The 19,979-nt window shown below is 61.1% G+C and carries 17 protein-coding genes; 7 read left to right on the forward strand and 10 right to left on the reverse strand.

The genetic code is table 11. The annotated features are described in order from the left end of the window. The first annotated feature begins 125 nt into the window (after window positions 1–125). Together HX792_RS15290 and glpT are read left to right on the forward strand one after the other, a co-directional pair. A complete protein-coding gene (locus HX792_RS15290; protein ID WP_176996866.1) occupies window positions 126–1,103 on the forward strand; it encodes an NADPH:quinone oxidoreductase family protein in 978 nt (325 codons plus the stop codon). Window positions 1,104–1,334: 231 nt separating this feature from the next. After that, a complete protein-coding gene (glpT, locus tag HX792_RS15295) occupies window positions 1,335–2,684 on the forward strand; it encodes a glycerol-3-phosphate transporter (RefSeq protein WP_176996867.1) in 1,350 nt (449 codons plus the stop codon). Here glpT and HX792_RS15300 read toward each other — a convergent pair. Beyond that, window positions 2,670–3,326, reverse strand: coding sequence for a gamma-glutamylcyclotransferase (locus HX792_RS15300; RefSeq protein WP_176996868.1), 657 nt, complete (start codon window positions 3,324–3,326; stop codon window positions 2,670–2,672). The genes glpT and HX792_RS15300 overlap by 15 nt on opposite strands. Before the next feature lie 26 nt (window positions 3,327–3,352). Then, window positions 3,353–5,740: a TonB-dependent siderophore receptor gene (locus HX792_RS15305; RefSeq protein ID WP_176996869.1), complete on the reverse strand. Its 2,388-nt coding sequence runs from the start codon at window positions 5,738–5,740 to the stop codon at window positions 3,353–3,355. A gap of 328 nt (window positions 5,741–6,068) precedes the next feature. On the opposite strand from HX792_RS15305, the gene HX792_RS15310 reads away from it, so the two are divergent. After that, window positions 6,069–6,551, forward strand: coding sequence for a sn-glycerol-3-phosphate transporter (locus tag HX792_RS15310; RefSeq protein WP_176996870.1), 483 nt, complete (start codon window positions 6,069–6,071; stop codon window positions 6,549–6,551). Between the two features lie 60 nt (window positions 6,552–6,611). Here HX792_RS15310 and HX792_RS15315 read toward each other — a convergent pair whose 3' ends face one another. The 6 genes from HX792_RS15315 to HX792_RS15340 all read right to left on the reverse strand — a co-directional run bounded on the left by HX792_RS15315 (window position 6,612) and on the right by HX792_RS15340 (window position 13,884). Next, window positions 6,612–7,580 carry a CDP-6-deoxy-delta-3,4-glucoseen reductase gene (locus HX792_RS15315; RefSeq protein WP_176996871.1) on the reverse strand — a complete coding sequence of 323 codons (969 nt, stop codon included), beginning with the start codon at window positions 7,578–7,580 and terminating at the stop codon, window positions 6,612–6,614. Then, the gene (ubiD, locus tag HX792_RS15320; RefSeq protein ID WP_016973080.1) at window positions 7,580–9,046 is read right to left on the reverse strand and encodes a 4-hydroxy-3-polyprenylbenzoate decarboxylase; all 1,467 of its coding nucleotides are present in this window, start codon (window positions 9,044–9,046) and stop codon (window positions 7,580–7,582) included. Before ubiD ends, HX792_RS15315 begins: the two co-directional genes overlap by 1 nt. A 59-nt stretch (window positions 9,047–9,105) precedes the next feature. After that, complete coding sequence (locus HX792_RS15325) at window positions 9,106–11,088, reverse strand: acyltransferase family protein (RefSeq protein WP_176996872.1); 1,983 nt, start codon at window positions 11,086–11,088, stop codon at window positions 9,106–9,108. Between the two features lie 155 nt (window positions 11,089–11,243). Then, window positions 11,244–12,503: a transcription termination factor Rho gene (gene rho, locus HX792_RS15330; RefSeq protein ID WP_016973082.1), complete on the reverse strand. Its 1,260-nt coding sequence runs from the start codon at window positions 12,501–12,503 to the stop codon at window positions 11,244–11,246. Between the two features lie 234 nt (window positions 12,504–12,737). Next, window positions 12,738–13,067 (reverse strand): thioredoxin TrxA, encoded by a 330-nt coding sequence (gene trxA, locus HX792_RS15335; protein ID WP_176996873.1) that lies wholly within the window; start codon window positions 13,065–13,067, stop codon window positions 12,738–12,740. A gap of 121 nt (window positions 13,068–13,188) precedes the next feature. Further along, window positions 13,189–13,884, reverse strand: a complete 696-nt coding sequence (locus HX792_RS15340; protein ID WP_176996874.1) for a FadR/GntR family transcriptional regulator — start codon at window positions 13,882–13,884, stop codon at window positions 13,189–13,191. Window positions 13,885–14,138: 254 nt separating this feature from the next. On the opposite strand from HX792_RS15340, the gene HX792_RS15345 reads away from it, so the two are divergent. The 4 genes from HX792_RS15345 to HX792_RS15360 are packed head-to-tail and all read left to right on the forward strand — an operon-like array spanning window position 14,139 to window position 16,981. Beyond that, window positions 14,139–14,924 carry a transporter substrate-binding domain-containing protein gene (locus HX792_RS15345; protein ID WP_176996875.1) on the forward strand — a complete coding sequence of 262 codons (786 nt, stop codon included), beginning with the start codon at window positions 14,139–14,141 and terminating at the stop codon, window positions 14,922–14,924. A gap of 17 nt (window positions 14,925–14,941) precedes the next feature. Next, window positions 14,942–15,610, forward strand: coding sequence for an amino acid ABC transporter permease (locus HX792_RS15350; RefSeq protein WP_176996876.1), 669 nt, complete (start codon window positions 14,942–14,944; stop codon window positions 15,608–15,610). Then, entirely contained in the window at window positions 15,607–16,257 is a 651-nt protein-coding gene (locus tag HX792_RS15355) for an amino acid ABC transporter permease (protein WP_176996877.1), read from the forward strand. Before HX792_RS15350 ends, HX792_RS15355 begins: the two co-directional genes overlap by 4 nt. Beyond that, window positions 16,244–16,981, forward strand: coding sequence for an amino acid ABC transporter ATP-binding protein (locus HX792_RS15360; RefSeq protein WP_176996878.1), 738 nt, complete (start codon window positions 16,244–16,246; stop codon window positions 16,979–16,981). Before HX792_RS15355 ends, HX792_RS15360 begins: the two co-directional genes overlap by 14 nt. Here the strand turns inward: HX792_RS15360 and HX792_RS15365 are convergent. Then, on the reverse strand, window positions 16,953–17,477 hold the full coding sequence (locus tag HX792_RS15365) for a hypothetical protein (protein ID WP_176996879.1): 525 nt from the start codon (window positions 17,475–17,477) through the stop codon (window positions 16,953–16,955). The genes HX792_RS15360 and HX792_RS15365 overlap by 29 nt on opposite strands. After that, a complete protein-coding gene (locus HX792_RS15370; RefSeq protein WP_176996880.1) occupies window positions 17,467–19,974 on the reverse strand; it encodes a fimbria/pilus outer membrane usher protein in 2,508 nt (835 codons plus the stop codon). The genes HX792_RS15365 and HX792_RS15370 overlap by 11 nt, the downstream gene beginning before the upstream one ends. Window positions 19,975–19,979 lie beyond the last annotated feature (5 nt).

Raw genomic sequence — 19,979 nt, forward strand, 5'->3', positions numbered from 1 at the left:
GGGTAGCATAACGCTAGCAAGGCTGAGCACAAGCTTATGGCGGCTTATCAGGCCCGGGCATGCTCGTTGACCCACGGGCGTACCCTCCTACACTTATCGGCCACGATGCCAAAAGGAATAGTCCGATGAAAGCTGTGCTCTGCAAAGCCTTCGGCCCCGCCGAAACCCTGGTGCTGGAAGAGGTCGCCAGCCCGGCGATCAAGAAGAACGAAATCCTGTTGGACGTGCACGCTGCCGGGGTCAACTTCCCGGACACGTTGATCATCGAGGGCAAGTACCAGTTCAAGCCGCCCTTCCCATTTTCGCCGGGTGGCGAGGCAGCCGGCGTGGTCAGTGAAGTGGGTGAGAAGGTCAGCCACCTCAAGGCTGGCGACCGGGTCATGGCGCTGACCGGCTGGGGCAGCTTCGCCGAGCAGGTCGCGGTACCAGGCTATAACGTGCTGCCGATTCCGCCGAGCATGGATTTCAACACTGCCGCCGCGTTCAGCATGACCTACGGCACCTCGATGCATGCCTTGAAACAACGCGCCAACCTGCAGCCCGGCGAAACCCTGTTGGTGCTCGGCGCCTCGGGCGGCGTGGGCCTGGCCGCCGTGGAAATCGGCAAGGCCATGGGCGCCCGCGTGATCGCCGCTGCCAGCAGCGCCGACAAGCTGGCCGTGGCCAAGGCGGCCGGCGCCGATGAGCTGATCAACTATAGCGAGACCAGCCTCAAGGACGAAATCAAGCGCCTGACCGATGGCAACGGCGTCGATGTGATCTACGACCCGGTGGGCGGTGGCCTGTTTGACCAGGCCGTGCGCGCCATCGCCTGGAACGGCCGTCTGCTGGTGGTGGGGTTTGCCAGCGGGCGCATTCCCGAGTTGCCGGTGAACCTGGCACTGCTCAAGGGCGCATCCGTGGTCGGCGTGTTCTGGGGCTCGTTCGCCCAGCGCCAGCCGCAGGACAATGCGGCGAACTTCCAGCAACTGTTCACGTGGTACGCCGAGGGCAAGCTCAAGCCGTTGGTGTCGCAGGTTTATCCACTGGAACAGGCCGCGCAGGCGATCAATGACCTGGGGCAGCGCCGGGCGGTGGGCAAAGTGGTCGTCCAGACCCGCTAACGGACCTGAAATGCAATCCCTGTGGGAGCTGGCTTGCCTGCTCCCACATTTGATCTCCAACACGTTCAAGAACCTCATCCCGACCCACACTTATCCATTTGCGACATGTTCGTAAGAGAACATGCGATTGCTCTCATTTCCTGTGTTTGCAGATAAGAGGCGATGCTATTTTCGATAACGAAACTGTAACATTCGCATCCGCAGTCAAAACAAGAAATTTGGAGCTCTTGAATGTTTGCTTTCTTTCGACCTGCCGCACACCAGGCGCCCCTGCCTGAAGAAAAAATAGACAGCACCTACCGACGGCTACGCTGGCAGATCTTCGCCGGTATCTTCTTCGGTTACGCCGGCTACTACCTGCTGCGCAAGAACTTCTCCCTGGCCATGCCCTACCTGATCGACGAGGGTTACACCCGCGGCGAGCTGGGCCTGGCCATGTCGGCCATCGCGATTGCCTACGGCTTATCCAAGTTTCTGATGGGCCTGGTGTCCGACCGCTCCAACCCACGCTACTTCCTGACCTTCGGCCTGCTGGTGTCGGCGGGGGTGATGTTCATTTTCGGTTTCGCACCCTGGGCAACGTCCAGCGTGACCATGATGTTCATTTTGCTGTTCATCAACGGCTGGGCCCAAGGCATGGGCTGGCCGCCAAGCGGGCGCACCATGGTGCACTGGTGGTCGCAGAAAGAACGCGGCGGCGTGGTGTCGGTATGGAACGTGGCGCACAACGTCGGCGGCGGCCTCATCGGCCCGCTGTTCCTGCTGGGCATGGCCTGGTTCAACGACTGGCACGCAGCATTCTATGTACCGGCCACCGTAGCGTTGCTGGTGGCGGCGTTTGCCTTCATCACCATGCGCGACACCCCGCAATCGGTAGGCCTGCCGCCGATCGAGCAGTACAAGAACGACTACCCGGAAGGCTACAACGCCAGCCACGAAGAAGAATTCAGCGCCAAGGAAATCTTCGTCAAGTACGTGCTGCGTAACAAAATGCTGTGGTACATCGCCTTCGCCAACGTCTTCGTCTACCTGCTGCGCTATGGCGTGTTGGACTGGGCGCCGACCTACCTCAAGGAAGCCAAGCACTTCGACGTGGATAAAACGTCCTGGGCGTATTTCTTCTACGAGTGGGCGGGTATTCCAGGCACGCTGCTGTGCGGCTGGATGTCGGACAAGATCTTCCGTGGCAACCGTGGCCTGACCGGTGTGGTGTTCATGGCCCTGGTGACCGTAGCGACCCTGGTTTATTGGCTCAACCCACCGGGCAACCCGACCATCGACATGATCGCGTTGTTCTCCATTGGCTTCTTGATCTACGGCCCGGTGATGCTGATCGGTCTGCAGGCCCTGGAACTGGCACCGAAGAAAGCGGCCGGTACGGCAGCAGGCTTCACCGGCCTGTTCGGATACCTGGGCGGTTCGGTGGCAGCGAGTGCAGCCATGGGCTACACCGTGGACCATTTCGGCTGGAACGGCGGGTTTGTGTTGCTGGTGGGCGCATGCCTGTTGGCCATCGCGTTCCTCATCCCGACGCTGTGGCACACCAACAGTGTCAGCGAGGCGCGGTCAGCTACCGCCTGAGCAATCCTTGGCACAACGCTTGAGCCGCGCCTCCAGGTTCTTATCTGGCATGGCGTGGCTACGCAGGGCGTTAACGGTCTGCTCGACATAATCGCGAGTCGTGCCGTAACGCCCGCAAGCGCTCTGTAGCACGTGGTTGAGCACGATATCGGGCAAGTTGCCGGCGTAGCTCGGCAGATGCCGCTCCAGGACAAACCCCAATGCCTGCACCTGGCTGCCATCTTCAAGACGGCAACTGAGCCAGTGTGGCCGGTAGGAGGGATAGGGCATTTCGCGGCACCACAGCGCGTAAAGCGAAGCTTCCAGTTGGTCTTCCGGCAAACGGTAGGCGAACCCGCTGCATGAGCCGCCGCGATCCAGGCCAAAGACCAGCCCCGGCAACTCCGGCGTACCCCGATGCTCCTGGGACCACAGGTACAGGCCCCGGTGATAACCGTGGACCCGGGCCCGCACCCGCTCGGTGGACGAGCATTCCGGGCGCCAGATCAAAGAACCGTAAGCGAATAGCCAGACCGGCCCACCCTTATGCCGCGCCATGGTGGCCTGCATCGAGCTCATCAACTGTTCGTGAGTGAGTTGCGGCCCAAGGTCGAGCCGCGGAGGGTAAGCCAAATGCGAGAGATCGGTTTCAATAACGGTCATGGCGAATCGCTTAGGTCTCCTGCGTACTACCAGTTATAGGCAACTTTACCGTAATAGAACGCGCCGCTGTAACCGTACGGCGAAAAAGTGCTATAGGCGAGGTTGCCGCCGCTGCTGGCGAAAGCATTGACCTTTTCCGGGTATTTGTCGGTGACGTTGTCGCCGCCCAGGGTGAAGGTCCAGTTCTTGAGCTTGTAGTCCGCCGACAGGTCCAGCACCCACGCGGCCTTGAAGGTCTGGTCGTTGACCTTGTCCGCCTGGTAACTGGTGAATTCACCATAGCGCACCAGGTTGCTGTGCAGCGCCCAATGGCCGTAGGTGAAGTCGTTGCCCAGGCTCAGCTTGTGCTGGGGCGTCGTGTCGCCGAGCAAACCAATGCGCTCGCGACGGTCGACCCGCACCAGGTTGGCGCCCAGGCTGTCGAGGATGGCCGGGTTGGCCTTCACGTCCGTGACCTTGGTGTGGTTGTAGTTGTAGCCCACGGTGCTGTTCCAGCGGATGCCGTTGTCGAACTGGTAACGATAGTTGGCAACCAGGTCGACACCGTCGGTGCTGGTGTCGGTGGCGTTGGTGAAGTAACGGGCGCTGGTGTAATTGATGTTGCCGACCCCATTGGCTTGCAGGTAGGCAATGGTCGCCGGGTTGAGGTTAAGGTTGGAGGACAGGCTGATGCGGTCGCGGATGTCGATGCGGTACACATCCACCGTCACGGTCAGGTCATCCGCCGGTTCCAGTACCAGGCCGAGGCTGTAGTTGCGCGACTTCTCGGCCTTCAAGTCTTCGGCGCCGAGCAAACGGGCCACTCTGCTGTTGGCTGGGAACGTGCCGGCTTCCTGGATGGTGCTGCCGATCAACTGCGACGAGGTGTAGGCAAAGTTCTGCTGGGCCAGGGACGGCGCGCGGAAGCCGTTGGAAATACTGCCGCGCAAGGCCACCTGTGGGGTGAAGTCGTAGCGGGCCGACAGCGAACCGCTGACGTTGGAGCCAAAATCGCTGTAATCCTCATGCCGCACGGCGGCCGACGCGCTGAGTTTTTCAGTGAAGTTGGTTTCCAGGTCCAGGTATTGGGCCCAGTTGTGTCGCGAACTGCTGCCGGCGTCGGCATCCCGGAAACCACCCAGGCCCGAACTGCCGGTCTGGTAGTAGGACGCCGGTTCGCCCGCTTCGATTTCATAGCCCTGGTGCAGGTACTCGCCGCCAAACGCCACGGAAACCGGGTACGGCAAAAAGCCCACATCGAATTCACGGGACAGGTCCAGGCTGACCTGTTTCTGGTCATTGCTCAGGGTGCCGTTGTCGAACTTGCGCGGCGTGGCCAGGCCCAGGGAGGTGTTGATGGTTTCAGTGCTCAGCGCATATTGGTTCTTGCCGTAGTTGGCCGACAGGTCGTAATGCCAGTCGTAGGCCAACAGGCCGCGCAAGCCCACTACCAGCGAAGTGTCTTCGAGGTTGCCCTTGATCAGCGGCAGGTAGCCATTGGGGTTGAGCGCCACAATGTTGTTGGAGGCATTGCTGGCGCGATAGAACGCGGCGGTCTCGCCACGCCGCTTGCTGTAGCCGCCGAAGGTGTAGAACTCCAGCCCGTCGTTGAAGGCGTAGGCGGAGTTGAACTGCAGTTTGCCTTCATTGGTGGCCGGCTCGCCTTGGCGGAAGACCCGCTGACCATAGGTGGTCGAACCGACGCTCGCCGGCCGCAAGTCATTGCCGGCGCGGTTGGTGTAGTCGTTGTCGGCACCTTCGCCGGAGAGGTTGAAAAAGCCATTGTCGCCCAACGCAAAGCCGGTATTGCCGCTGAGATTGCGCTGGATACCATCGCCCTTCTTGTACTCGCCAAACTTGGTGGAAACCGAACCGCCGTGGTCGTCGTGCTTGAGGATCACGTTGATCACACCGGCAATCGCGTCGGAGCCGTAGCGCGCAGACGCGCCGTCGCGCAGCACTTCGATATGATCGACCGCCGACAGCGGAATCGCATTCAAATCGGCAGGCGCCGAACCGCGGCCCACCGCACCACCCAGGTTGACGAACGCGCTGGTATGGCGGCGCTTGCCGTTGACCAGCACCAGCACCTGATCCGGCGACAGGCCACGCAACTGTGCCGGACGCACCAGCTCGGCGCCGTCCACCAGGCTTGGGCGTGGGAAATTGATCGAAGGAATAAGTCGCGCCAGCACCGCCCCCAGTTCATCGGAGCCAGTGCTGCGCAAGGTGTCGCCAGAGATCACATCGATGGGCGACAGCGACGCACTGGCCGTGCGCTCCTGGGCGCGGGTGCCGGTGACAATAACCGTGTCGAGCTTAGGTGCATCGGCCGCAGCTGTTTCCGCCGCCTGTGCTGGATTGAATCCCACGGCGGTCAGCAAATTGGCCGACAAAATCGCCGTGTACAGCGCGTGTTTCTTGTAACTCCCCATACCGCTCCCCTTGGAATCAAAGTCAGAACGTCAATGCTCTGAATGCATACGATCGATCCGGCTGGCGGGCGGTGGCGGTCAGTTATTGGTTAGTGGCAGATAATCGGTAGTCCGTTGCGATATAGCCTAAAGATATCTATTGAATAAATTAAATACCCAAAAAGAATAAGCGAAAGCATAAGCGCCCGCGCCCGTTCATCAGGATTGGCCCAGGCAATCCCGGTACTTTCAGCCCCGGTTCAGCCTGGGCCGGCGTCAAGCCGTCAAAATAGTGCCCATGTCACGACCCAACTAGCCGCCTTTCAAACCGACTATCGAGGTCGCACCCATGAAAAAATCCACACTGCCTGGCCTGCTGTTCCTCGCCCAGGCCTCTGCCGCCCTGGCCGGCGAAATGCCTGCGGCCAATGACGACAAGGGTTTCTGGTACGCGCAGACCAGCCTCTACACCCGCCACTTTTCGCCCGACCCCGACCACAACAACCACCAGGACCTGATCGGCCTGGAGCGCAATCAAGCGTCAGGGCTGGTGATTGGCGGAGCGACCTTTCGCAACTCGTTCAGCCAGCGCTCGTATTACGCCTATGCAGGCAAGCGCTACGACATGGCTGACTACCCGGTGTATTTAAAGCTCACAGCGGGGGTGATCCAGGGCTATCGCGGCGAATACCGCGACAAGATCCCGTTGAACCGTTTTGGCGTTGCGCCGGTGATCATCCCGTCGGTCGGCACGCATTACGGGCCGGTGGCGGCGGAAGTGGTGTTGCTGGGGTTCAACGCGGCGATGGTGACCACTGGTGTGCGTTTCTGACAGCAACGCAAATCATTGTGGGAGCTGGCTTGCCTGCTCCCACATCAAATCCGCGTGAAGTCAGGGACGGGGGGCGTAGGCGAAGACGTCGGCACGCATCTGGTGTGCATCCATGCCGGCTTCTACCAGCGCGTCCAGCGTGCCGTAGATCATCGCCGGCGAACCGCTGGCGTAGACATGCACGGCCTTGAGGTCGCTGATGTCTTCGCACACCGCTTCATGCAACAACCCGCAACGCCCTTCCCAACCGCACAGGTCGCTGACGACTTTGTGCAGGAACAGATTGGGCAGTTGCTGCCACTGGTCCCAGTGTTCGATCTCATAGAAATCTTCTGGACGACGCACGCCCCAGTACAGGTGCACCGGGTGCTTGAAGCCGGAGGCGCGGCAATGCTCGATCAGGCTGTGCATCTGCGCCATGCCGGTGCCCGCAGCGATCAGTACCAGGGGCCCGTCCGGCAGCTCGGCCAGGTGGGTGTCGCCAAACGGCAGCTCAATGCGCGCCATCTGGTTGCGCTGCAGCTGTTCGAGCAAGTTGCGGGCGCTGTCCTCGCGGGCCAGCACATGCAGTTCCAGCTCGCGCCCGGCGTGGGGCGCGGACGCCAGGGAGAAGGCGGACTTCTCGCCATTGTCCCGCTCGATCATCAGGTACTGCCCGGCGTGATAGCGCACCGCCTTGCCGGCCGGCGCCCGCAGGCGCACGCGCCACACGTCGCCACCGACTTCCACGCATTCGCTCAATTGGCACGACAACTTGCGCAACGGCAACTCTCCCGGCGCCAGCACGCCATCCCACAACACAATGCAATCTTCCAGCGGCTCGGCGATGCAGGTGTAGAACTCGCCATGATCACGCACCTCACCAGCCTGCGCCACCCGGCCTTCCACCAACAGCGCCGCACACACGTGGCACACACCATTGCGGCAGGCCTGGGGGCATTCATAGCCCAGGCGACGCGCGCCTTCGAGGATTCGCTCGCCAGGGACCAGCTCCAGCACAGCGCCGGAAGGTTGCAGGGTTACACGCATCAATCTATTCCCAATTCTTTCCAGATCGCATCGACACGGGCTGTCACGGCTTCATCCTTGACGATCACCCGGCCCCACTCGCGGGTGGTTTCACCTGGCCATTTGTGGGTGGCGTCCAGGCCCATCTTCGACCCAAGGCCCGACACCGGCGAAGCGAAGTCCAAGTAGTCGATCGGCGTGTTGTCGATCATCACCGTATCGCGCTTGGGGTCCATGCGCGTGGTGATGGCCCAGATCACGTCGTTCCAGTCGCGGGCGTTGATGTCGTCGTCGGTGACGATAACGAACTTGGTGTACATGAACTGTCGCAAAAACGACCACACACCCAGCATTACCCGCTTGGCGTGGCCCGGGTACGACTTCTTCATGGTCACGACGGCCATGCGGTACGAACAGCCCTCGGGCGGCAGGTAGAAGTCGGTGATTTCCGGGAATTGCTTTTGCAGGATCGGCACGAACACTTCGTTGAGCGCCACGCCGAGAATGGCCGGCTCATCCGGTGGACGGCCGGTGTAGGTGCTGTGGTAGATCGGTTTGATCCGATGGGTGATGCGCTCGACGGTGAACACCGGGAAGCTGTCGACTTCGTTGTAGTAGCCGGTGTGGTCGCCGTACGGGCCTTCGTCGGCCATTTCGCCCGGGTGAATCACGCCTTCAAGGATGATCTCGGCAGTGGCGGGCACTTGCAGGTCGTTGCCACGGCACTTCACCAGCTCGGTGCGGTTACCGCGCAGCAGGCCAGCGAAGGCGTACTCGGACAGGCTGTCCGGCACCGGGGTCACAGCGCCAAGGATGGTCGCCGGGTCGGCGCCCAGGGCCACGGAAACCGGGAACGGTTTGCCGGGGTGCTTTTCGCACCACTCGCGGAAGTCCAGCGCGCCACCACGGTGGCTGAGCCAGCGCATGATCACCTTGTTGCGGCCGATCACTTGCTGGCGGTAGATGCCGAGGTTCTGGCGGTCCTTGTTCGGGCCCTTGGTGACGGTCAGGCCCCAGGTGATCAGCGGGCCGACGTCGCCGGGCCAGCAGGTCTGCACCGGGAGCATGGCCAGGTCGACGTCGTCACCCTCGATAACCACTTCCTGGCAGACCGCGTCCTTGACCACCTTGGGCGCCATGGCAATGATCTTGCGGAAGATCGGCAGCTTCGACCAGGCGTCCTTCAAGCCCTTGGGTGGCTCGGGCTCCTTGAGGAAGGCCAGCAGCTTGCCGATCTCGCGCAGCTCGCTGACCGACTCGGCGCCCATGCCAAAGGCCACGCGTTCGGGGGTGCCGAACAGGTTGCCAAGCACCGGGATGTCAAAGCCGGTCGGGTTTTCGAACAGCAGCGCCGGGCCCTTGTTGCGCAGGGTACGGTCGCAAATCTCAGTCATTTCCAGTACCGGTGAAATCGGCATCTGGATACGTTTCAACTCTCCGCGCTGCTCAAGTTGCTGCACGAAATCCCGAAGATCCTTGAATTTCATTAACCATGCCACCCGTAAAATAGGCGTACATCCTACCTGCTCTGAGGGCGGCTGGCAGCTTAATTGGCCGTCAGCCCTCGGGATTGCAGCGAACGGAATAACGGTTCCAGGAAGGCCTCGACGTGCCGTGCGCCGACATCAGAGAGGTGATTGTCGTCGGTGTACAGCGCTCGGCCGTTGAGCTCGACCCGGCACAAGCCATCGGCGCCGCACAGCAAGGGCGCGGGGTCGAGCACCGTGACACCGCTGTCGGCCGCTGCCAACTCGGCAAACAGCTGGGAGATAAAAACCTGGCGCTTGAGGTGCTCGGCCACGGGCAGGCCTTCTCGGTCCACCGGCCGGTGCATCATGGCCAGGCGACTGAGCCGGTAAGGCACGATGATTTCCTGCAGCGGCACCTCCTTGACCAGCCAGACCCTGTGGCCTGCGGCCCGCAACCCTTTGATGCGCTCTCGCAGCCCCTGGGCGAAGCGCTGCTCGGCGATGGCGCGCACGTATTGGCCGGTGGCGGGGTCCTTCAGCGCGTGCTCTTTGTCACCGGACATCTGCCCGTAGAGGTACAAGCTCCAGCGCGCCGCCAACACCACATCGCTGAAGGATTGCTCGGCCATCGCCTTTTCCACGCGATGATTGAAATGAGCGCAGCGGGCAATGTTCTCCAGGCCATCCAAAGGCACACAGCCCGCAAAACTGGCCTCGACCAAGCTGATGTCATGCCGCTTGGCCGCTATCTCAAGTGCTGGAATCAAGGCAGTGGCGTGACTGTCACCCCACACCAGCGCGGACACCGAGCTGCCTTTAGGACCAAAATGGCAAAACAGCCGTTCGTCGGGGGTGTCTTTGTCTGCCATGCACGCCATCAACTCAGGGCTCCACTTTTTTGCCTGGGCATAACGCAGGGCCTGCTCGGACAGACGCGACGGCACACCATCGGCCTTGCGCAACGCCACACCGGTTAAGCCCAGGCACAGGATCCCGACACACGCCGCCGCCAGAATCGCCTCGCGCCCAGGCAGCAAGCGCTTTTCCCGAAACGGGGTTTCCACAAGCCGCCAGGAAAGGTAGCCCAACACCAGGCTCAGCAGCATCAGACCGCCCAGCTCCATCGGGCTCAGACCATCAACCGCGGCATAGCTGGCATACACGAACACCGGCCAGTGCCACAGGTACCAGGAATAGGAAATCAGCCCCACGCCCACCATCACCCGTGAACTCAGCACGCGCCCGACCCAGGTGGGTTGCTGGCCGTTGGCCCAGATCAGGCCGACCACACCCAGCACCGGCAACAACGCGGCAGCGCCGGGAAACGGTGTGGCTGAATCGAAGGCGAATACGGCGATCAGTATCAGCGCCATCGACAACAGGCTGACCCCTTGGGCCAGGGCGGGCGACGCACGCCAGTCGCGCACGGGCATCACCGCCAGCATGGCGCCGGCCAGCAACTCCCAGGCGCGCAGGTGCAACAGGTAGAACGCCTTTTGCGGCGTATGGGCCACCGCCCACAGGCTCATGCCGAACGACACCAGCAAAATCCCGAACAACGCCAGGCGCCAATGTTTCAGGCGGCTGGCCAGTAAGGTCAGCAGCAGCGGGAAGATGATGTAGAACTGCTCTTCTACCGCCAGCGACCAGGTGTGCAACAGCGGCTTGATGTCGGAGGCAGCTTCGAAGTAGCCGTGCTGGCGGGAAAACAGCAGGTTGGAGGTGAAGATCACCTGGTAGTGCACTGACCGCCCAAGCTCCTCGTAGTCCTTGGGCGCCAGCAAGAACCAGCCCACGGCCAGGGTGGCCGCCATCATCACAAACAGCGCCGGCAGAATGCGCCGGGCACGCCGCGCCCAGAAATCCACAAAACTGAAGCGCCCCGCCTGGCGCTCCCGCCAGATGATCGAGGTGATCAGGAAGCCTGAAATCACAAAAAACACGTCAACGCCGACGAAGCCGCCCGTGACACCGGGCACCCCAAAATGGAACAGCACCACAGCCAGAACCGCAACGGCGCGCAGGCCATCGATGTCTCTTCGGTAAGCAAGAGCAGTCATAAAACGTAGTCAGCCTGATACGAATGGAAGTGAGCGTAGCCTCGCTCACCTTTTTTGTTTCTTTACTGACACTTATGCCGCACAAACCTCCCTTTTCTGACGCAAAAAAAATGGCGCCCCTTAGGACGCCATTTTTTCGGACCTGAAACGTCGTTTTACTTACGCTTCATCGACAGGAAGAACTCGTCGTTGGTCTTGGTGGTTTTCAGCTTGTCGACCAGGAACTCGATGGCGGCTACTTCGTCCATCGGGTGCAGCAGCTTGCGCAGGATCCACATGCGCTGCAGTTCGTCGTCGGCCGTCAGCAACTCTTCGCGGCGGGTGCCGGAACGGTTGATGTTGATCGCCGGGAATACGCGTTTCTCCGCGATACGACGGTCCAGGGGCAGCTCCATGTTGCCGGTACCCTTGAACTCTTCGTAGATCACTTCGTCCATCTTCGAGCCGGTTTCAACCAGTGCGGTGGCGATAATGGTCAGCGAGCCGCCTTCTTCGATGTTTCGCGCAGCACCGAAGAAACGTTTCGGTTTCTCCAGGGCGTGTGCATCGACACCACCGGTCAATACCTTGCCGGAGCTCGGGATCACGGTGTTGTAGGCACGGGCCAGACGGGTGATGGAGTCCAGCAGGATCACTACGTCCTTTTTGTGTTCGACCAGGCGCTTGGCCTTCTCGATCACCATTTCGGCAACCTGCACGTGGCGGGTTGGCGGCTCATCGAACGTCGAGGCAACCACTTCGCCGCGCACGGTGCGCTGCATTTCGGTCACTTCTTCCGGACGCTCATCGATCAACAGCACGATCAGGTGAACTTCAGGATTGTTACGCGCGATGTTCGCGGCAATGTTCTGCAGCATGATGGTCTTGCCGGCTTTCGGCGGGGCGACGATCAGGCCACGCTGGCCTTTGCCAATCGGGGCGCACAGGTCGATCACACGACCGGTCAAGTCTTCGGTGGAACCGTTACCGGCTTCCATCTTCATGCGCACGGTCGGGAACAGCGGGGTCAGGTTCTCGAAGAGAATCTTGTTCTTCGCGTTCTCGGGACGATCAAAGTTGATCGTGTCGACCTTGAGCAGCGCGAAATAACGCTCGCCTTCCTTTGGAGGGCGGATCTTGCCAACGATGGTGTCACCGGTGCGCAAGTTGAAGCGACGGATCTGGCTCGGCGAGACGTAGATATCGTCTGGGCCGGCGAGATAGGAGGCGTCTGCAGAGCGGAGGAAGCCGAAGCCGTCCTGGAGAATCTCCAGCACGCCATCACCGGAGATTTCCTCACCGCTTTTCGCGTGCTTTTTCAGCAGGGAGAAAATCACGTCCTGCTTGCGCGAACGGGCCATATTTTCTATGCCCATTTCTTCGGCCAGCTGGAGCAGGTCGGTAATCGGCTTTTGCTTGAGTTCAGTCAGATTCATATAGGAATGACGTAATCATTTATGGAGGGGGGAAATTAAGCTTTTGGCTTAATGAGGCCGCGCCGCGGAGAAGGCGACAGGATCGCGTACTAATCGAAAAGGAGTGCGTCGGCGACGGCATGCAGGGGGCAGTGGAGAAACCAGTGCGGGGCCGAATGTAACACCTGAGTTTGGGAGCGTCTAGCCCTGTTTCACGAAAAAGCCCCGCTATTTGCGGGGCTTTTTTGACGACGCTTAGATGTTCGCGTCGAGGAAAGCTTGCAGCTGGGACTTCGACAGCGCACCGACCTTAGTCGCCTGAACTTCGCCGTTCTTGAACAGCATCAACGTAGGAATACCACGCACGCCGTGCTTGGCGGGGGTTTCCTGGTTGTCGTCGATGTTCAGCTTGGCAATGGTCAGTTTGCCTTCGTAAGTGGTCGCAATGTCGTCCAGAACAGGCGCGATCATTTTGCAAGGGCCACACCATTCAGCCCAGTAGTCAACCAGCACCGGGCCCTGAGCCTTGAGTACTTCGGCCTCAAAGGTCGCGTCGGTGACGTGCTTGATAAGATCGTTGCTCATGGATGTCTCCGGATTGTAAGCAAAAAAAACGTGGCCCATCATAGCCGCCCTTCCCCCGTTCAGGAAGCCGCCTCTGATTGAGTCTTGCTATGGTGGTGCATGAGTTTGGGTATAGCTCAACTCACGGCGCGACGGGAGTCACGAAGGCGATGCCGGTGCGCAATGCCGCGTTGCGTACGTGTTCCTGCATGGCTTTCTGCGCGGCAGCACTGGCGCGCCGGGCCAGGGCACGCAAGATCTTGCGGTGTTCCTGCCAGGTCTCCATGGCCCGCTCCGGCCGGATAAACGGTAGTTTCTGGCTCTCCAGGAATACCTCGGCACTGGCACTCAGGATGCTCACCATCGCCTGGTTGCCGCTGGCCAGCAGAATGCGCTGGTGGAATTCGAAGTCCAACCGCGCCGCCGCTTCAAAGTCACCCGCCTTGAGCACCTTGCGCATCGCTTCAACATTGTCTTGCAGGCTATCAAGCTCATCGAGTGTCAACGTGACCGCCGCCAGCCCTGCCGCAAAGCCTTCGAGGGCATAGCGCAACTGAAAGATATCCAGCGGCGTGGCCTGCGCCGCAAAAGGCCAGGCAAACCCCGGCGACTCCTCCACCGCCTGCACGAACACCCCTTTGCCCGGTTGCACACTGACCACCCCCAAGGCGCTCAGAGATGACAGCGCCTCGCGCAAAGACGCCCGGCTGACCCCCAACTGCACCGCCAGGTCGCGCTGGGACGGCAGGGCATCACCCGGCCCGAAGCCTTGCTCATTGATCAGTTTGCGGATGGCCTGCAGGGCCGCTTCCGGTACGGCTTGGGCGATGGAATTCATGGAAAACTCAAGGTTGCAGTCAACGGTGCGGCTAGTTGTAAAGCTATTCGCAGCCCACGGCAAGCCACGCCCCAAAGGGGCTCGCGGGGTTTTGTCGACGCTCGAAAAGGGTGCGAAAAATCTGCGCACTGTTCAGACCAGTAAGACCACCGCACCTCAACAAACACCAGCGTTGCAAGCCAACTTGAAGGGGCTGGCATGGGCTGTGCACTGGACCAAGACAGATTTCCCTTCGCCCTTCCCGGAGAGTTGCCATGACCAAGCGCTACAGCGCCCTGCTCACAGCCCTGTTTGCCAGCCTGATGCTGAGCCAGGCCCCCGCCCAGGCCAACGGTCTGGACGATATCGTCGCCCGTGGCACCCTCAAGGTCGCCGTGCCCCAGGACTTCCCGCCGTTCGGTTCAGTCGGCCCGGACATGAAACCCCGCGGCCTGGACATCGACACCGCCAAGCTGCTGGCCGACCAACTCAAGGTCAAGCTGGAACTGACGCCCGTCAACAGCACCAACCGTATCCCGTTCCTCACCACTGGCAAGGTCGACCTGGTGATTTCCAGCCTGGGCAAGAACGCCGAGCGTGAAAAAGTCATCGACTTCTCCAGGGCCTATGCGCCGTTCTACCTGGCTGTGTTTGGCCCGCCTGACGCGCCTGTCAGCACCACCGACGACCTCAAGGGCAAGACCATCAGCGTGACACGCGGTGCGATCGAAGACATCGAGCTGACCGCCGTAGCCCCCAAGGAAGCCACCATCAAGCGCTTCGAAGACAACAACTCGACCATTGCCGCCTACCTGGCCGGCCAGGTCGACCTGATTGCCAGCGGTAACGTGGTGATGGTGGCGATCAGCGAACGCAACCCCAAACGCGTACCTGCGCTGAAGGTAAAACTCAAGGACTCGCCGGTGTACGTGGGCGTGAACAAGAACGAGCCGGCGCTGCTGGAAAAGGTCAACCAGATCCTGGTCGCCGCCAAGGCCGACGGCAGCCTGGAAAAGAACGCGATGCAATGGCTTAAAGAGCCGCTGCCCGCCGACCTTTGACGCAACGGAGCTGATTGATGGCGTATCAATTTGACTTTGTGCCGGTGCTGGCCAATACCGACCTGCTGTTGCGCGGCGCGCTGTTCACCCTGGAACTGACGGCCATCGGCGCGATCCTGGGGGTGGCCCTGGGCACCGTCGGCGCCGTGGTGCGGGCGTGGAAGATCCAGCCGTTCGCCTGGTTCTTCGGGGTGTATGTCGAGTTGATCCGCAACACGCCGTTCCTGGTACAGCTGTTCTTCATCTTTTTTGGCCTGCCGTCCCTGGGGCTGAAAATCACCGAGTGGCAAGCCGCAGTGTTGGCGATGGTGATCAACCTCGGCGCCTACTCCACCGAGATCATTCGCGCAGGCATCCAGGCCGTTCCACGTGGCCAACTGGAAGCGGCGGCAGCGTTGGCAATGACCCGTTTCGAGGCGTTCCGCCACGTGGTGCTGCTGCCGGCGCTGGGCAAGGTATGGCCGGCCCTGAGCAGCCAGATCATCATCGTGATGCTCGGTTCGGCGGTGTGTTCGCAGATCGCCACTGAAGAACTGAGCTTTGCCGCCAACTTTATCCAGTCGCGCAACTTCCGCGCCTTTGAAACCTATGCACTGACCACCCTGGTGTACCTGTGCATGGCGCTGATGATTCGCCAGTTGCTCAACTGGATCGGCCGCCGTTACGTGATGAGGAACAGCCGATGAGTGATTTCTCTTTCTGGGACATCGTGCGCAACCTCGCTACCGGCCTGCAATGGACCTTGCTGCTGTCGCTGGTGGCGTTTGTCGGCGGCGGGGTGATCGGCCTGCTGGTGATGACGATGCGCATCAGCACCAAGGCCTTCCCGCGCAATGTGGCCCGTACCTATATCGAACTGTTCCAGGGCACGCCATTGTTGATGCAGCTGTTCCTGGTGTTTTTCGGCATCGCGCTGCTCGGTGTGGATATCTCGCCCTGGCTGGCAGCTGCGATTGCGCTGACCTTGTTTACCAGCGCCTACCTCGCCGAAATCTGGCGAGGCTGCGTCGACTCCATCGCCCACGGGCAGTGGGAAGCCTCGGCCAGCCTGGCGCTTAACCCGCTGGAGCAACTGCGCTACGTGATCCTGCCCCAGGCCCTGCGAATTGCCGTGGCGCCCACCGTGGGTTTCTCGGTGCAGGTGATCAAAGGCACCGCGGTGACCTCGATCATCGGCTTCACCGAACTGACCAAGACCGGCGGCATGCTCGCCAACGCCACCTTCGAACCCTTCATGGTCTACGGACTGGTGGCCCTTGGTTACTTCTTGCTCTGCTACCCCTTGTCCCTCAGTGCGCGCTACCTGGAAAGGAGACTGCATGCCTCTGCTTAGAATTTCCGCCCTGCATAAGTATTACGGCGATCACCATGTGCTCAAGGGCATCGACCTGACCGTTGAAGAAGGCCAGGTGGTGGCGATCATCGGCCGCAGCGGCTCGGGTAAATCCACCTTGCTGCGTACCCTCAACGGCCTGGAATCGATCAACGACGGCGTGATCGAAGTCGACGGCGAATACCTCGACGCCGCCCGCGCCGACCTGCGCACCCTGCGGCAGAAAGTCGGCATGGTGTTCCAGCAGTTCAACCTGTTCCCGCACCTGACGGTGGGCGAAAACGTCATGCTCGCGCCACAAGTGGTGCAGAAGGTGCCCAAGGCCAAGGCGGCCCAGTTGGCCAAGCAGATGCTGGAGCGCGTCGGGCTGGGCGAGAAGTTCGACGCCTTTCCTGATCGCCTGTCCGGGGGCCAACAGCAACGCGTGGCGATCGCCCGCGCCCTGGCCATGTCACCCAAGGTGCTGCTGTGCGATGAAATCACCTCCGCCCTCGACCCGGAACTGGTCAACGAAGTGCTCAGCGTGGTGCGTCAACTGGCCAAGGACGGCATGACCTTGATCATGGTGACCCACGAAATGCGCTTTGCCCGGGAAGTGGGCGACAAGCTGGTGTTCATGCACCAGGGCAAGGTGCATGAAGTGGGGGACCCCAAGGTGTTGTTCGCCCACCCGCAAACGCCCGAGTTCGCCAACTTCATCGGCTCGGTGGAACAGGCAGACTGACCAGCTCGAAACTGCCCTGCCCCTCCAGCACCGTGTAGCTGCGTACGCGCAGGGCGTCGGCGGGCAGGTCGGTATCGATCTCAACCTGGGCCGTCAATCGACGACCAACCCAGGGCGCCGACAGTATCCGGCCCGGCAGTAGCTGGCCGCCGGACTGCTCCCCCATCATTGCCCACTCCACCGCACGTCCATCCAATTGGGCATGCTTGAGGCTTATTCGAAAGCGCCCCTCGCGCCCAAAGCGAAAACTCTCCCCATCGGCCGCTGTACCGTTGAAGCGCAACGCCATTGTCGAGGGCTCCACGCACAGAATGTTCAGATGCACCGTGCGCGTGCCCATCGCCACCGAAGCACGTTCAACCAGGCGCTCACTGCGGATAGCACCATAATCGACACGAGGCTGGCTGATGGACAATCGACAGTCATTTGCCCGTGCACTCAAGGCAATTACCGCCCCACACAAGAGCAGGCCCAAATGCATTGCTTTAACGGCCATGGCACACCGCCGACGTGGTTTCATACAGTTTGTCATTGTTGAGTTCTGCTTCGGGGGCCAGGCGCAGTTGGCAGGAGGATGAGTCAGACAGTGAAACCCGCAGGCTCTGCGGCTCTCTGACGTCACTCAGGAAAATCATGCCATCACCCACCACGCTGGTCAGGAAGCGGTTATCCGCGCCGAACACCGACGCGCCCTGGGGCAGTGGCCGACCTTGCTCATCGCTGGCCTTAAGCAACACGCGGCGCACCTTCACCACCTCGAAGTCGACGGTATTGAACGACCCTCGGCCGGCGGCAATCACCTGAGTGCCATTCTTCAAATCGACCCGCTTGGGCAGGGATCGGGTTAGCACTTCGATACGGCTGTTGGTGTAGGCCGGCAGGCCGGCGATGACCGCCTTCCCACGTGGGTCGGTCCAGACCGGGCCTTGAGGGGTGTCGATTCTTGCCGAGCCGATGTCGCCCACCGAGACGATGCCGAATGTGTCCTGGACCGTGTAGGGCGAGAAGGTCACTCCACGCTCGTGCGCCACGACACCGCCGCGCAACTGCCCCGAATAACTGGTGCTCTGCGAGTCACGGCTGGCGCCCAGGCCGACCTGGGTATAACGCGGTATCAGGTTGAGTTGGCCGCGCACCGATTGCTCCCGGGCCTTGAAGTCCCGCTCGCTTCCCACTTCGTAACTCACCGCGTCGTTGACCCGCTCACTGAGCGCCGTCCCGGCGTTGAACTGCTGGCCCCGACGACTGGCATAACTGCTGACGCGACGATCACCGCCCAATGGCACACTGACCTGCAGACGCAAGGAAAGCCCCTCATCCAGTGCTGTCTCCCGCCTGCGGTTTCCCGGTGTGGCGTCGTGCCTCGCCCCTCGACCGCCAACCTGTGAATCGGCAATCAACGCGACGTCCGTGCCACTGAACGATTTGTTCCATGATGCAAAAACATGCTCCACCGACCGCCCATCAAATTGGGCGCTGCGCGTATAGCCCAGGGAGAACCCACCCATCACAGGGTCAACCCAACTGAGGCCCGCCGTGTATTGGTTCTTGAAACGGGAATTGAGATCGCCCGCCCTGAGCGTTCGACCGGTTTCAACTACTTCGCGATAGCCAGGGGTCTGATGGGTGGCACTCAGGTTAAGGTCAAGGTCGGCGTACACCGGGCTGCTTACCGACAGGGTACTGCGGGCCCCGGAGACTGATTGGCGGTTGTCCCGGGATACGTTCTGACGTGCGGCCACATTTACCCGCTGAAAAAAAACGCTGCCCAGGGTGCCGCCCGCCGCCCAGTAATCTTCGGCACTCAACAGGCCCAGGCCCAAGCTTGAATCACGCCCCAGGCCCCAGGTGCCACTGCCCATCGCAAACATTGGGGTATGACTGTCACCGTCCGAAAGCCCCCGCACCTTGCCCACCGAAAAGTAATAGCCGGGTGCAGCAGGCGCTACGCCCCTGAACGACGCCGCCGACACCACAAAACTACGCTTTGCGCCTCGTACATCGATCACGGTGACGTCCAGGTCGCTGGTGCCGTTGAGCAACGGCAGTCCGGTCAGCCGAAAAGGCCCTTCAGGCACCAGCGTGCTGTGAATCAGCACCCCGGACTGGCGGACTTCAATACGCGACTGGCTCTGGGCAAGGCCCTCGACCACTACGTTGTTTGCGCCTGCCTGGGTTCGGGACAGTCCATCGGGGGATAACTGGAAACCCGAAAACTGCGTACCCCCGAATACCGGATTACTACTGGACAACTGCCCCACCTGGAAGGTTGATTGCAGCGCAGCCAGATCCCGCTGGGCATAGGCATAAAGGTGTTCGGTACGCGACTCACCGTTGTCGGAAACATAAAATTGGCGGCTTCGCACAATCCAGTCCCCCAGGTTGAAACCGGCCTCCGTGTAGGCCGACACAAACCGGCTGGGTTCGCCCCGTGTACGGCTGTCAAAACCCAGCACGTCGTAATTGAACACGGCGGCCGTGCCCCCCGACGAAAAGCGCCCAGCCTCCCATTCGGGCTCGCGCAACGATTGGGTTGGCACGACCAGCACCACCTCGTCATTGCCCGGACGCAACCGCACCATGGTCGTCGGGAACGCGCCAAGAAAATCATGGCAAGCCTGATCCGCTGTCGCCCTTTCATGGGCAACCTCGGCGGGCGTCACCAAACCGGCCTTTTCCAGGAACCCCGGGGTAAAACACAATTGGCCGCGCTGATCGAACCGCGCATCGACCAACCCCAGTGGGTTGCCATTGACCCGCAGCCCCACCACTTGGACACCCTCACGAAAACGCGCGGCACTGCGAAAGTAATCAGAGACCTTAGGATCAATACCATGGGTAGTCAGGGCCGCGAGGTCGAACCCTTCGCCCAGCTCCAAGGCAGACACCAAGCCAGGCAGCCCGCACAGCGTCGCCAGCCCCACGAACAATGAGGGGCGACCAAGCCAGAGCGTGGCGAAACCGTTGCTGGCTCGCGTTGTTAGGTTGGACATGGCCC

Origin of the sequence: Pseudomonas sp. B6002 (assembly GCF_013385985.1) — a bacterium.
Taxonomy (GTDB): domain Bacteria; phylum Pseudomonadota; class Gammaproteobacteria; order Pseudomonadales; family Pseudomonadaceae; genus Aquipseudomonas.